Genomic DNA, 14,405 nt, shown 5'->3' with positions numbered 1-14,405 from the left:
GTCACAGCGCGACTTCCTCTTGCTCAACCTTTGCAGCCTGGGCGGCAGCAGCGTTCTGGGTGAAGTCACGCAGATACACGATGAACTCCTGCAACAGGCGATCCCACAGTTCCAGATTGCCGCGCAGGTAATCGCTGCTGACGCCAGCGGCCACCACCACGTCCATTTCCATCACCAGAAACTCGCCCTGCAACGACAACCTGGCAAAGCGGCGGGTCGCGTTCCACTGCTCGGCCACGCCCGCCGGCAGCTCACCCTGTACGCGCAATGCGCAGCTGAAGGTGAAGTCGACGTAGCTGCCCTGCTCCGCCACCGCCGGGTTGCCGAAACGCACGGCGTAACCGATGCCCTGGCTGGCGCTGAGCAACTGGACGATGCCGTTCTGCTCGGTCTGGTTGACGCGATAACCGGCGGTTTGCAGCACTTCGGTCAGGGATTGCGGGGATACGTGACTGATCAATTGAGTCATGACTTCTTCCTTGTTCATCAGTGTGCGAGCGCCGCTTGCGGCGCATCGAATTGGGTCTTGTACAGTTCATCGCCAAAGCCCTGGGCCAGTTCATCGAACTTGACCCGGGCGCTGCCGGCAAAGGGCTGGCGGATCTTCATCACCTCGGCCACATCGATGTTTTCGTAGGCGGTGAGGATTTGCTTGGCCACGCCGTACATTTGCTGATTCTTGACCGAACATTGCTGCACTTGTGTGTCACGTTCGGCCAATTGCGCCTGAAGCTTAGACCGTTCTGCCTCTTTGGCACGGGCCATGACCAGCAACTCGTCATAGGCCTTCTTGAACTTGCCGATCTGCTCGTTGCTGGCCGCCACCTGCGCCTGGGCCTGGTTGTGCAGGCTTTGCTGCTGCCCGGCCAGTTGTTCGGCGAGGCCTTTGGCCTTGGCCAGTTCAGCGGTCAATTGCTTGATTTGCGCTTGGGCAGCCTTTACTTCGTTCTGCGCCGCCAGTTGCGCGGCGCTGGCCTGGGCCTGCTGACTTTGCAGGGTTTGCAGTTGCTGGGTGGTGCTGCGCAACTGGGTGCGCAGGCGCTCTTCCATGCCTTCGGCGCTCGCCCCGGTGGCAGCGATCAAACCCAGACCCAACAACAAGATTCGCGTGTGCATTTGCCTCTCCCGGCGCCTTAGAAGCGCGTGTTGATCTCGAGCTGCAAGACGTCGATGTCGAACGGCGCGCCATACACCGCCTCGGTGCTCATCCAGCGACCGGTGGCGTAGACGTTCTTCGCCAGACCGTAGTTGCCACCGAGGATGTAGCCCTTGGCGTTGGTGCCGCCGAGGTGGAACGACGAGTCGTTGAAACCGTCCGGCAAGGCATCCGGCTGGATGTACTTGTAGCCAGCGAACAGGTTCCAGTCGCCCTGCTTCTTCAGGTCCAGCGCGTTGCCCAGGGTGAACTGCACCATCCACGCATTGGCACCGCTTTCGATGTTGCCGCTGCTGTCGAGGTTGTTGACCAGTTGCCCCGCCGAGCGCTTGCGCATGTCGCCTTCGTCGTAGCCGAGGTTGTGGATGTAGTTGCCCTGGCTGCGCAGTTTGAAGTCGGCAGGCAGGTCGGCGTCCCAGACCAGGTTCAGGTCCAGCAGGTTGAACTCCGAGGCCAGACCGACGAATTGCGGCTGCGGCGTGGTGGTCGGGTTGAGCGGGTTCGGCGTGATGTCACGCAGCAGGAATACGCTGTTGCCCTTCTGCATGAACGCCGCACGGGTGCCGTCACTGTCGCAGCCCGGCGCGCCGGCCCAGGGTTCGCAAGGGCTGGAGCGCTGGCCTTCGATGTCATCGAAACGGTAATAGGCCAGCGCGCCTTTCAAGCGGTGGTTGCTGTTGATCGCCCACTTGGCGCCGATCTGCGCGCCGTACAGCCACTTGTTGTCGCTTTCTTCCTTGTCGAAGCCGTTGCTGGTGGTGGTGTCGTTGGTGTAGTCCACCGGGAACGCGCCCACGGTGCCGAACACACCCCAGTCGCGGCTGAGCTTGTGGTCGAAAATCGCCGCCACGCCGTCGAAGTTCAGGTCGTTGGAATACAGCATGTCGGTGGACATGAACGGGTTGGCGAAGCGGCCACCGGTCAGGGTCAGTTCATCCGACGGTTTCCAGGTCAGGTAACCCTGATCGAGCCAGATGTCCTTTTTGGCAAAACCGCCGCCCAGGTTCTGGGTGGTCGACACCGGGTTGTTGTCGGAACCTGTGCCGATACGGATGCCGGCGGTCCATTGCGGCGAAATCTCCGCTTTCATGCCCAGACGCGCACGCAGGCGGAACACGTTGGTACGGTCTTCGCGGGTATTGAGCAACGGCGGCAAGGCTGTGCTGCTGTTGGGGTTCACGTCGTACGGGCCGTTGTTGTTGAGCTTGGCGAAGTCGACGATTTCGTTGCTGTTGCTGCCCGAGTAGTAGCGCGATTCGTCCCGCAGACGAATGTCGCCGTCGAAGCTGATGCGTGATGCCCAGTCCGGGAACATGTTGGGCGCCGCCCAGTTTTCCTGCTTGGCGGTGGCCATGACTTCAGCCTTGACCTGATCGCGGATCTGGTCGCGCACCGCCGCCGGCACGTATTGCACCCGCACATCGCCCGGGGCGGCGACCGGCCCGGCTGCTACAGCAGTAGACGCCGCAGCCTGCCTGGCCTGTGCCGCTTCGTTCTGGGCCTGGGCGATCAGCGCGTCGGCCTTGTCCTGTTTCAGAATGCCCTGCTCGACCAGCAAGCGGATCAGATTGATCGTGGCGTTCTCCGAGGGCGCAGGCGCTGCCGCGGCCTGACCGACGAGGGTCGCGATGACCATGCCGACCGCCAGGGACAATCGATTCACGTTGGAAATCATCTGCACACAACTCCTTTTCATACAGCTTTATGAATTCGGTTAACCCGGACGCCGCCCTTGCAGGGACATGCGCACGGGCAAGGTGATGGAGGCGGGAGGCCGTTCGCTCAAAGCAGGCGCATTGCGCAGCGCGGCCAGAACCTGCGTATCGATGTCCGGGTGCCCGCTGGACTTGACCAGTTCGACCCGGGTGATTTCACCCACGCTGCTGAGCCACACATCGGCCTGCAGCGAAAACGCGAGGCTGCGCAGGTCCGGGTTCTCCCGCAGCAGCTTCTGAAAGGTGAACGCGAGGAACTGGCTGTAGGTGCCGTTGCCCACACGTCCACCACCCGCACCGGCCATGCCGCCGCCCTTGCCCGCGCCGATGTTGAAAGCGTCGTTGCCACTCTGGGCGTCGCCGTCCATTTGCATCGGGTTGGCCAGGTCGTCCGCCGGTGATGGCGGCGCTTCTTCCTCGGGTTTCACTTCCTGTGGCTCGGGCGTCGGCTCGGGCTCGACGACTTTTTCTTCCACCGGGGTTTCCGGCTCCGGCGGTTTTTCCGGCGGCGGAGGTGGCGGTGGCGGCAACGGAATGATCGTCGGCACCTTCGGCGCTTCACGGCGGATGCCGCTCATGTCGTTGGCCCACTGCCACAGGAACCACGCGGCGAGCGCGCCGAGGATCAACCCGGCGCCCCACTTCACGTAGCGCACGGGCGATTTCTTCACCGGCAGCGGTTCGATCGGCATCTGTGCAGTCATGACTCAGCCCTGCGTCGGTTTGCCGGTGACGAGACCGACCTGGGACAGTTCGAGCCGGCGCAACAGATCCAGCACTTCGATGACTTTCTGGTATTGCACCGTGGCATCGCCACGCACGATCACCGGAAAGTCCGGGTTTTGCGCCTTCTCGATGCGCAGGCGCTCTTCGAGCTCCGGCAGGGTCACCGGGTAGGCGTCGAGGAACACCTGGCCGCCGTCGTTGACCGAAATCGCCTTGGTCTTGGCCTCGGACAGCGACACCGCGGCGCTGGCTTTGGGCAGGTTGATCTGGATCCCGGAGACCTGCGCGGTGGCGGTGAGGATGAACATCACCAGCACCACCATCAGCACGTCCACCAGCGGGGTGATGTTGATACTGTCCACCGCTGCATCTTCATCATCGTCGTGGGAGGCATTTACGGACGCCATGTCAGTGCTCCTCAGGCCGGTACGGAGTGGTTGACGTGATGGCCGCGCTGATGCGCCGCTTCACTGGACTGACCTTCGCCGTGCATCTCCGCCAGACGAGTGATGAACTCGTCGACGAACACGCGCATGTCGGCGCTGACTTCCTTGTTGCGGGTGATCAGGCGGTTGTAGCCAAACAGCGCCGGGATGGCGACGAACAGTCCCATGGCCGTGGCGAGCAACGCAGCCGCCATACCCGGGGCGATGGCGTTGATGTTGACGTCACCGGCCATGGCCGTGCCGAGAAACACCACCATGATCCCCAGCACGGTGCCGAGCAGGCCGATGTATGGGCCGCCGGCAATCGCGTTGGACAGGGTCGAGAGTTTCGAACTCAGTTGCTGGTTTTCCCGGGTGCGCACACCGTCCATGGAGCAGCGGATGGCTTCGATGGTCGCGGCCGAAACCGACGAGGTATCGGCGCCCTGCTCGCGGCGGGTGCGGATTTCTTTCACCGCCACCTGATACAGGCGCCACAGCGGCGAGTGCTGCAAGCGCTGGGCGAGCTGCGCGTCGTCGGCGAACATTTCCAGGCGCGTGCCGACCTTGGCGAATTGCTCGCGAAATGCTTCGTTGGCGGCGGTGACACGGCTCAGGGTGCGGTTCTTGCGCAGCATGATGAACCACGACTGAAACATCATCAGTACCAGCACCGCGATGATCACCCACGCATCCACCGGCACGGCATTGAGCAGGAAACCTAGGCTGCCGAAACCGAAGCCGGACTGTTCTTCATCGACCCCGTAGGCCACCAGTTTCGACTCGGCGCCCTGGGAGGTGGCGTCAGCCAGCAACAATGGCGCCGGACGGGCGACTTTCGACAGGCGCAGTTCATCGATGGCGCCCACGAACGGCTGGAACGCGCCCGGTGAAAGGTCCGCACCGATGGCCATGACCGAATTGAACGCCGGCATCGCTTGAGCGAGCGCTGCGCTTTCGCGGCCGTTGATGTACAGCGTCACTTTCGAACCTTCGGCGGTCAGCGCGACATGCTGCCATTGACCGGGATTCAGCGGTTGCGTGGCGACAGCACGCTGACCGCTGATATCCACGAACGGCACACCCTGATTCACACCGATCAGCAGGCTGTTGGCGCCTTCGCGGCGGGCCAGGATCAGTTGCTCGCCACTGGCCTGATCCAGTCGCAGCCAGGCACTGAAGGTGAAGGCGCTACCGGCGTTATGCTGCAGCGACGGACTGGCCGGCAGCAACAACGGTTGGCCGCTGAACTGCAGGGCCCGCCCGACTACGCCGTCGATGGCGGCACCGGTTGCGCTCTGCGCGGTGTTGCCGTAGGCGGTGGTGTCTTTTGCCGGGGTGCCGGTGGCGCCGTCGAAGTGATAGAGCGCGGTGTAATTCGGATCGAATGTCAGTTGGCCGTTGCCGGTGGCCGGTGCTTTCGGGTTGCCGTAGTACATCCAGATGTCCTGGCGCTGACCGCCCTCGACATTCGGCACATCGACCCAGATCAGCGCCATGCCCATCAGCGCATCGAAGCTTTCGATCTGGTGGTTGAGCACGGTCTTGTCGTCGGCGGCGACAAAACGCAGATCCGAGCCGTCCTCTTTCACGCCGTCGAAGGTGAAGTTGCCGGTGTGCAGGCGCACCAGCAGCGCGGTGCGGCCCAGGGCCTGATTGATCCCGGCGCCCTGCGGCGTGGTGTCGACGGCGATCTGTTTGCGGTAATGCCAGTCGTCCTGCCACCAGGCCTGAGCCGTGGCCGGGAGCACGAAGCCCAGGCAGATCAACAACGAAAGAATGAGGCGCTGCATGGAACGTGCTCCTTTAGAAAGTGGCTTGAAGGTTGAAGTGCAGGCGCGATTCCTGTTTCGAGGTGTTCGGCCCTTCGAGTAGCGGATAGCCCCAGTCGACGCTGCCGGACAGCCATTTGCTCAGGCTGGCGCGGGTGCCGAGGCCGACACTGGCCAGGGCGTAACTGGCGTCCTGATCCGGCAATTCGTCGCGCAGATACAGTTGCGCGCCTTCGGCGAAGGCGTAGAAGCGCCAGTCCTGCATCCAGGTGCCGGCGTACTTGGCCAGCGAAGGCGTGCGGACTTCCTGACTGAGCAACACGCCGTCATCACCGGTGCGTTCGGCAGCCAGATAGCCGCGTACCGAGGTCGCGCCGCCAGCGGAGAATTGTTCGTTGGATACCAGTGGGCCCGACGCCAGCTGGAACGCGGCTTTGCTCGCGCTTTGCCAGTCGTTGTCGAAGGTCCAGGTGAAACTGGTGTTGCCCTTGAGCACGGCAAAACTCGGCTTGGCGCGGTAGCGCTTGTAGTCGAACTCTTCGTCGGAGCTGCCGTAGCCGAAAATGCTGCGGGTAGCCGCAACGAGGCTCAGACCGAGGCCTAGCTGGCTCTTTTCGGTGTAGCGATAGCCGTTGTAGGCGAAGGTGAACGGCGCGTATTTCAGCGGCACCTTATCGCTCTCGCCGGACAGGGTCAGGCGTTCGTCGAAGTCCTTGAAGTCGATGCCGGCCGACAGCGAGTTCGACCAGCTGCCGCTGGACGGAATCGTGTAGATCGCCGACACGCCATAGGAGTGGCCCTTGCCGAGCACGTTGCTGCCGCCGATGGTGGCGACGTTGCTGTCGGATTGATAACCGGAGAACTGCACGCTCCAGCGGTCGGTCAGCGGCGCAGTGTACGAGCCGGACCAGACCTTGGCGTTGTCGGTGTCCTGCGGTGCGGTGAAGTAAGTCAGGTTGAGGCTGTGGCCGAGTTGCCAGAGGTTGTTATAGCCAAGGCTGGTCACGGCGCGGAGCTTTTCGGTGTCGGCGCTGTAGTCGTTGTTCAGACCCACGCTGGCGGTCCATGGGTTCTGGTCTTCGACCTGCAGGTCCACGTCCATGGTGCCGGGGCGCTGGCCTTCGCGAACCAGCGGCATGACCTGCCGGCCCGGAGTCTTGTTGAGTTGCGCCAGTTCGCCCTGGACTTTGGCGAAGTCCGGCACCTCGCCCTCTTTCAGCGCCGGAACGTTGTCGCGGATGTCCAGCGGCGAATAGTGTTTGGCGCCGACTACCCGCACCCGGCCGACCTTGGTCTCGCTGACTTGCAGGTAGACGATGCCATCGGCCACGGCTTGCTCCGGCAGCTCGACGAACACCGATTGGTAGCCGCGTTCCTGATAGGCCTTCTGCAAGGCATCGCGGGCGCCTTCGATGTCGCTCAGGGCTTTTTGCGGGCCGAGGAACGGGTACACCGCTTCTTCGATGGCCCGGGCATCGAGCACGGTGTTGCCGCGCACGAAGTATTCGTTGACGTCCACCAGACGCTGCGCCGATTTGTTTTCGGCCTCGTCGGCGAACGCCGGCTGCACGCCCGCCGTCACCAGCAGCCAGCCCCACAGCGCCAGCCGTGACGTGAAAATCTGCTCCACACTACCCCCTGAAATTCGCGATGACCTGTTGGCGTCTCGGCGCCCTGTGTATTGCGTCGGTTGCTGGCCGCTGTCAGTTGCTGACGTGCGGGGCGCAGGCGTGCTTGCCGAGCCAGGTGTGCAGCAGCGCGAAGTTCAAGGAGAACTCGGGCATTTGCAGCAAGGCACCGCAGAACACTTCACCAATGACTTTCTGAATGAGCAGCACCGCACGAGGCTCGTTGAGCAGCGTGGCGATGTCGCGACTGAGGACGTTGTAGCTCCAGACTTTCTGGTTCAGGCCCAGGCCGACGAACCAGCGGAACAGCAGGTTGTAATTGAGTTGTTCGAACAGTTGCTGCTCGCTCGGCACCGAATACAGCAGTTGCAGGAGCAGGATATGCATGACCGTTTGCGCCGGGATCAGCATGCCGGGCCGGGCGTTGAGCTCGTGCAGGAGATCGGCGTGAGCGTCGAACAGATCGTCGATCTGCGGGCGCAGCAGCACCAGCGAATGACCCGGCGGAATGTAGCTGGAGACTTCCTTCAAGGCCCCTTGCCAGTCATCCTGCGACACGATCCAGACCCACGGCGCGCCGTAGCGATACACCGAAACCGGCTTCTTGCGCGCCGCTTCAACGATCTTCGACAGGCGTTGATCGAGTTCCTGCATGCCCACTTTCGAGTAGCGTTCCATAGTCCCCATTGCCTCACTCCCGGCGTCCCGCCTCGGCTTGTGAAAAGTGCCCCAAGGGCCCTTCAAGCGCGTTACATAGGCATGACCGGACTGGCGATGTGCTACCGAACTTTTGTCATAAAAGCTTCATTACAGAAATCGTATGAGATCGATCAGGCACCCTAAAAACCTGTGGGAGCGAGCTTGCTCGCGAAGGCGGTGTGTCAGCCAAATAAAAGGTGACTGAAAGGACGCCTTCGTCGGAACGCCGCCCGGAGCAAGCTCGCTCCCACAAGGATGAGCTTTTTTTTTGGTCAGGTATAAACCGGCCAGGTCTCGACGATCTTGCCGCCACGCATCGCCAGCAAGTCACCGAATTGCAGAAGGACAGCCTCGGTCTGCGTCGGCCGCAGAAAGACCTGATCCTCCACCGTCAGCCCCACCGCATTCGAACCATTGACCATCTCCTGATTCGAGCTGCGTCCGTAAATACCGTTGCTCTGAAGCCCCGGCGGCGATTCGAACTCGGCCATCCAGTTGCCGCCATAGATGAAGAAAGTCTGACGCTGGTTGGCGTCCCACCACGAGAACAGCTTTGATTTGTCATCCAGCGCCGGGATGTTCACCGCGCCGGTGCTTTTCAATACCGGGGTGGCGATGTAGGTGGCCGGCACATGCTCCACCAGCGACGGCAGATCATAGTGGGTGGGTTTGAGCATCGCCGTGCCCACCGACACTTCAGTGCTCAGACTTTCGTTTTCATGCATGCGATAACTCGGGCTGCCGGCGGTGTTCAGGCACAGGCCGTCGTGCCACAGCGCCGGATATTGCTGCCGGGTGAAGTCGACGCAGCGCTGATAAATCACCATCACCTTGGCGAACAGTTCTTCGGGCGAGCCGAGAATCCCCGGCACGCCCATGCCCACGAACGGGTCATAGCCCATGAACCCGGCAAACTCCAAGTGCTGCGGGTTGGCGGCGATCAGCGCAAGCATCTGCCCGAGCACGTTCAGATCGCTGACGCCGCCCCGGTGCAGGCCGACGTCCAGCTCGATGTTGATCCGCATCCGCGTACCCAGACCTTGGGCCAGTGCGAGGTACTGCTGCAACCGCTCAGGCCCGTCCAGCAGCCATTGCAGTTGCTTCGACGGGTCGAACGGGCCTTTGTGGGTCTGGTAGAACAGCTCGGCAGAACGAACCGGCAACGGCTTGCCGAGCAGGATGTCGGACTGCGGGTAAACCTGCGCGTCGTGATTGAGAAACGGCTGATGAAACGACATCAATCGCTGCGTCCCGGCCCGTTGCCCGATATAGCTGAGCAGCCCCGGCGATGGCAATGATTTCTCTACCAGTCGCAGGTGTTTGCCGCTGCGTTTGACCGAGCCCATGACCACGTCGATGTTGTGGTCGAGGCGATCCAGATCGATCAGCAACACCGGGCGCATCGGGCCTTTGGTCTTGAGTTCATGGTTCAGCGCCCGGAAATATTCGCTGTAAGGCCCGCCGCGATCCGCCGGCCGCAGCCACGCGCCCACACCCACCAGCAGAGCGCCGACACCCAGAGTGCCGAGTACAAAATTGCGTCGATTGACCGCCATCAGCTCACCCCCAGAATCGACGACAGATGCGCGTTGAGGAACTTGCCGCTCGGGTCCAGCGCCTCGCGCACCTGAATGAATTCCTGCCAGCGCGGATACAGTGTCTGCAACGTGCGGGCATTGAGCGTGTGCAGCTTGCCCCAGTGCGGACGGCCGTTGTACTTCCAGAAGATCGGCTCGACGGCGGCGAAGAAATTGTGATGGTCCATCTGGTAATGCTGATGCACCGAGATCGAACAGCTGTCGCGCCCCTCGAACATGCTCAGCGGAATGTCGTCGGCCTTGACGTAGCGGTACTCGATGGGAAACCAGGTGCGCAGATCCTTGTCACGGATCAGCTTGAGAATCTCGCGCAGGCACGCCGGGCCGTGTTCGGCGGGCACCGAATACTCCATCTCGTTGAAACGCACGGTGCGCACGTTGGCGTAGATGTCGAACGAGTCGCCGACCCGATCCTCGAAACTCGCCAGATGTCGCATGCTGTTGAGCAGCGAAGTGCGCAGGCCCGGGAAATCGCTGCCGTACTTGTCGAGCTTCTCGATCAGGGTCACGAACTCGTTGCCGCCCTCCTCTTCGGGGGGAATCGGTGGCGTGGCCGGGTCGGTGGTTTCGTTGAGGGCAATCGACAAGGCGTAGTCGGAGTGAGTGACGACGAGCATTTCCCAATGCTGGTTTTCGCTTGTGTTCTTGTCGAGGTCTTCCAGCAGCTCTTCGGTTTTGGCGATCCACTGACGTTCGCGCAGGCGATAGGCCGGGCGGTTTTGCAGGCGGATTTTCGTCGCCACGCCCAGCGCACCGAGGGACACCCGCGCAGCGTTGAACACCTCGGGGTGACGCTGGCTGTCGCAGTCCAGCACCTCGCCGCTGGCCGTCACGAGTTGCAGGCCACAGACCTGGGCGGAATAGGACTGGAAAGTCTTGCCGGTGCCGTGGGTCGACGTGGAGATGGCCCCGGCGAGAGTCTGGTAGTCGATGTCGGCCATGTTCTTCAGGGCCTGACCGACGTCCTTGAGCGGCACGCCCATGCGCGACATCGGCGTGCCGGCGGCGAACTCGGCCTGCAGGGTCTTCGGATCGTGATCCAGCAGACCGTTGAAGTAACTCAACGAAAGCAGCGTGCCGTCGGTGGGCACCAATGCGCTGAAGGAGTGTGCCGAGCCGACCGGGCGGATCTTGCCCGCAGCCTGTTGAATCACGGTCGTCAATTCATCCAGATTTTTCGGGGCCACCCGTGCTGCCGGCAGACAGCTTTGCCCGCCTGACCAGTTGCGCCACGGAATCAGCCGGGGCGCACGCATCAACTGGCCCAGCGCCGGATTGGAAGCCAGTGCGCTGAAAGCACCGACAATGCTTGCCCGCTGCAACAACTGCCGGCGTGTCAGATCTATCGGCATGCCAGAATCCTTATTGTGGGAGCGGCTGACCGGCCATGAAGCCGATCAATTGAAGAAATTGTTCTTCCGAACACTCGACGCACTGGCCCATCGGCGGCATGCCGTTGTAGCCGTTGATGGCGTGGTCGAGCAACGTGTCGGCGCCCTGACGGATACGCGGCTCCCATGCCTTGCGGTCGCCGGTGAGTGGCGCGTTCGCGGCGGGGTTGGCGTGACAGAGCTGGCAGCTGTTGGTGTAGATCTGCGCCAGCGCCGGGTCTGCGGGTATGGCGTTATTCGTGCTGGCCGGGGGTTTTGGGTCTTCGCCGCAGCCAGGCAGCGTCATGGCCAATGCCAGTAATAATGTGAGTCGGATTGCCCGCATAACGGCCTCGCTTATTGTTGTGGTCACACCTTAAGGCAGGCAGGTCGGCGGGTTGAGGGCATTGCGGGACATTGAGGGGGGCAAACGGGGCCAGCCCATTACCGAAGACGATCGTTCCCACGCTCCGCGTGGGAACGATCATGTGTGGATGCCCGCTCTGCTGTGCGGTTTCGCGTGACATTTGCGGGTTTAAATTTCGGCACATTCAGGCGTATAACCGTTACAGACTTTTTCAATGACACGCGGGTAGCGACATGACCACAGCAAACATCCTTGGCAATCTGTTCCCTTCTGTCAGCGACATCCCGGAAAAATACCGCCTCGGCGGCCAGGTCGAACAACGCGAGTACCTGGTCGACGGCCAGTTGCGCCGCTGGGACGGCCCGCTCGCCACCGTGCGCAGCCCGGTCTATCTGCACGGCGACAACGGCGACGAACAAGTGATCCTCGGCAGCACGCCGCTGCTGGACGCCGACACCGCCCTCACCGCCCTCGACGCTGCGGTACGCGCCTACGACCGTGGTCAGGGCCTGTGGCCGACCCTGCGCGTAGCGGAACGCATCCAGCACGTCGAAGCCTTCCTCGGGCGCATGCGCCAGCAGCGCGACGCCGTGGTGAAACTGCTGATGTGGGAAATCGGCAAGAACCTCAAGGACTCGGAAAAAGAGTTCGACCGCACCTGCGACTACATCGTCGACACCATCAACGCGCTGAAAGAACTCGACCGCCGCTCCAGCCGCTTCGAACTGGAACAGGACACCCTCGGCCAGATCCGCCGCGTACCGCTTGGCGTGGCGCTGTGCATGGGCCCTTACAACTATCCGCTGAACGAAACCTTCACCACGCTGATTCCGGCGCTGATCATGGGCAACACCGTGGTGTTCAAACCGGCCAAGCTCGGCGTGCTGCTGATCCGTCCGCTGCTCGAAGCCTTCCGCGACAGCTTCCCCACCGGCGTGATCAACGTGATCTACGGCAGCGGCCGCGAGACTGTCAGTGCGCTGATGGCCAGCGGCAAGATCGACATCTTCGCCTTCATCGGCACCAACAAGGCCGCCAGCGACCTGAAAAAGCTGCACCCGAAACCACACCGCTTGCGCGCCGCACTGGGGCTGGATGCGAAGAACCCCGGCATCGTCCTGCCGGAGGTGGATCTGGACAATGCTGTCAGCGAAGCTGTCACCGGTTCCCTGTCGTTCAACGGCCAGCGTTGCACCGCACTGAAAATCCTGTTCGTGCATGAAGATGTGGTCGAAAGCTTCATCGAAAAATTCAACGCAAAACTGGCCAGCCTCAAACCCGGCATGCCGTGGGACAGCGGGGTTTCGCTGACGCCGTTGCCGGAGTCGGGCAAGGTTGATTATCTGCATGGGCTGGTCGCCGACGCGCAAAGCAAGGGCGCCCAGGTGGTCAATCCGAATGGCGGCGAATCACGGGAGTCGTTCTTCTATCCGGCGGTGTTGTACCCGGTGACGCCGCAGATGCGCGTGTATCAGGAAGAGCAGTTCGGCCCGGTCGTACCCATCGTGCCGTATCGCCATCTCGATACCGTGATCGACTACGTGCTGGAGTCGGACTTCGGCCAGCAACTGAGCATCTTCGGCACCAACCCGGTGGCGGTCGGTCGTTTGGTCGACACCTTTGCCAACCAGGTCGGGCGAATCAACCTCAATGCACAGTGCCAGCGCGGCCCGGACACCTACCCGTTCAACGGGCGCAAGAACTCCGCCGAAGGCACGCTGTCGGTACACGATGCGCTGCGGGTGTTTTCGATCCGTACGCTGGTGGCCACCAAGTTCCAGGAGCCGAACAAGGATCTGATCAGCGAAATCATTCGCGGACGCGATTCGAACTTCATCGCCACCGATTACATCTTCTGAGGAGGAATCACCGCTGAGCACTTTCAGCCCCCACCGCTGGCCGCCGTTGTTGCGGCGGATCCTGCGGCCGCTGCTGGACCCGTACCGTCGCTACCGCCACGCGCGGTTGATTCACGCGGTGCGGGTGGCGCTGGGGTTGCTGGCGACGATCCTGTTGACCACCGGCATCAACCTGCCCCACGGCGAATGGGCGTCGGTGACCATGCTGGTGGTGATCGGCGGTTTGCAGCACCACGGCAACATCGGCAAGAAAGCCGCCGAGCGCGCCACCGGCACCTTGATCGGCGCCGGCGTCGGCTTGTTACTGGTGGCGCAACAGGCTTGGCTCGGCCTGCCGTGGCTGACCTATTTCGCGATGGCCGTGGTGTGCGGATTTTTCTCGTATCACGCCATCGGCAAGGGCGGCTACACCGCCCTGCTCTCGGCCATCACCGTTTTCATCGTCGCCGGGCATGGCGACAACCCGATCACCGACGGGCTGTGGCGCGGGGTCGATATCCTGATCGGTATCGCTTTGGCCCTGGCCTTTTCCTTCGCCCTGCCGCTGTACGCGGTGTATTCGTGGCGCTACAACCTGGCCGATGCGTTGCGCGACTGTGCAACCGTGTATGGGCGGATCATCAGCGGCGAGCCGGTTTCCGCCGATGAACACTTGAAACTGATGGGCCGGTTGAACACGGTGATGGTGCAACTGCGTTCGCTGATGCCGTCGGTGTCCAAGGAGGTGAAGGTCTCGATGACCGAACTGGATGCGATCCAGCGCAACCTGCGCATGTGCATCAGCACCCTGGAAATCCTCGGCAATACCCGTCCGGATCCCAATGACCCTGAAGCCATGGCGCATCTGCAATCGGCGTTGAAGGCCGAGCATCGGCAGATCCGTGTGCAACTGATCGGCATGGCCCGGGCCCTGAAAACCGGTGCGACCCAGCGCCTTGGGCGTCCGCTGGAATTGTCGGACGCCAGCCTCGACGCGCCGGTTTACAGTCCGTTGGACGGTTACCGACTGTTGACCCGGCAACTGGCGTCCAACATTGGCGAGATGCGCCAGCGCCTGGCGAAAACAGCGCCGCGCTGGAACATCTGAGGA

13 protein-coding genes are annotated in these 14,405 nt (G+C 62.2%); 2 read left to right on the top strand and 11 right to left on the bottom strand.

The window, feature by feature from the left end; all coding sequences use genetic code 11:
- Nucleotide 1: 1 nt before the first annotated feature.
- From BBF94_RS11045 to BBF94_RS10995, 11 genes are all read right to left on the bottom strand, one after another.
- Nucleotides 2–469 (bottom strand): YbjN domain-containing protein, encoded by a 468-nt coding sequence (locus BBF94_RS11045; RefSeq protein ID WP_065259066.1) that lies wholly within the window; start codon nt 467–469, stop codon nt 2–4.
- Nucleotides 470–486: 17 nt separating this feature from the next.
- Entirely contained in the window at nt 487–1,116 is a 630-nt protein-coding gene (locus BBF94_RS11040; protein ID WP_065259065.1) for a DNA repair protein, read from the bottom strand.
- Between the two features lie 17 nt (nt 1,117–1,133).
- Nucleotides 1,134–2,831 (bottom strand): putative porin, encoded by a 1,698-nt coding sequence (locus tag BBF94_RS11035; RefSeq protein WP_065259064.1) that lies wholly within the window; start codon nt 2,829–2,831, stop codon nt 1,134–1,136.
- Between the two features lie 39 nt (nt 2,832–2,870).
- On the bottom strand, nt 2,871–3,575 hold the full coding sequence (locus BBF94_RS11030) for an energy transducer TonB family protein (protein ID WP_065259063.1): 705 nt from the start codon (nt 3,573–3,575) through the stop codon (nt 2,871–2,873).
- A gap of 3 nt (nt 3,576–3,578) precedes the next feature.
- Complete coding sequence (locus BBF94_RS11025) at nt 3,579–4,004, bottom strand: ExbD/TolR family protein (RefSeq protein ID WP_007955109.1); 426 nt, start codon at nt 4,002–4,004, stop codon at nt 3,579–3,581.
- 11 nt (nt 4,005–4,015) lie between these two features.
- Nucleotides 4,016–5,815, bottom strand: a complete 1,800-nt coding sequence (locus BBF94_RS11020; protein ID WP_065259062.1) for a DUF2341 domain-containing protein — start codon at nt 5,813–5,815, stop codon at nt 4,016–4,018.
- A 13-nt stretch (nt 5,816–5,828) separates the two neighbouring features.
- The gene (locus tag BBF94_RS11015; RefSeq protein WP_065259061.1) at nt 5,829–7,424 is read right to left on the bottom strand and encodes a ShlB/FhaC/HecB family hemolysin secretion/activation protein; all 1,596 of its coding nucleotides are present in this window, start codon (nt 7,422–7,424) and stop codon (nt 5,829–5,831) included.
- Nucleotides 7,425–7,497: 73 nt separating this feature from the next.
- Nucleotides 7,498–8,109 carry a transposase gene (locus BBF94_RS11010; RefSeq protein ID WP_082302392.1) on the bottom strand — a complete coding sequence of 204 codons (612 nt, stop codon included), beginning with the start codon at nt 8,107–8,109 and terminating at the stop codon, nt 7,498–7,500.
- 284 nt (nt 8,110–8,393) lie between these two features.
- Complete coding sequence (locus tag BBF94_RS11005; RefSeq protein ID WP_176704447.1) at nt 8,394–9,602, bottom strand: DSD1 family PLP-dependent enzyme; 1,209 nt, start codon at nt 9,600–9,602, stop codon at nt 8,394–8,396.
- Nucleotides 9,603–9,676: 74 nt separating this feature from the next.
- Entirely contained in the window at nt 9,677–11,005 is a 1,329-nt protein-coding gene (locus BBF94_RS11000) for a D-arabinono-1,4-lactone oxidase (RefSeq protein ID WP_176704446.1), read from the bottom strand.
- A gap of 76 nt (nt 11,006–11,081) precedes the next feature.
- On the bottom strand, nt 11,082–11,435 hold the full coding sequence (locus tag BBF94_RS10995; protein WP_065259057.1) for a c-type cytochrome: 354 nt from the start codon (nt 11,433–11,435) through the stop codon (nt 11,082–11,084).
- Between the two features lie 254 nt (nt 11,436–11,689).
- Between BBF94_RS10995 and BBF94_RS10990 the strand changes: the two genes are divergently transcribed.
- Entirely contained in the window at nt 11,690–13,315 is a 1,626-nt protein-coding gene (locus BBF94_RS10990) for an NADP-dependent glyceraldehyde-3-phosphate dehydrogenase (protein WP_065259056.1), read from the top strand.
- A gap of 46 nt (nt 13,316–13,361) precedes the next feature.
- The gene (locus BBF94_RS10985) at nt 13,362–14,402 is read left to right on the top strand and encodes an FUSC family protein (protein WP_176704445.1); all 1,041 of its coding nucleotides are present in this window, start codon (nt 13,362–13,364) and stop codon (nt 14,400–14,402) included.
- Nucleotides 14,403–14,405 lie beyond the last annotated feature (3 nt).

This window comes from Pseudomonas bananamidigenes, from assembly GCF_001679645.1.
GTDB classification, from domain to species: domain Bacteria; phylum Pseudomonadota; class Gammaproteobacteria; order Pseudomonadales; family Pseudomonadaceae; genus Aquipseudomonas; species Aquipseudomonas bananamidigenes.
Note: the sequence above shows the minus strand (reverse complement) of the source record. Positions and strands in the feature narration are given on the sequence as shown.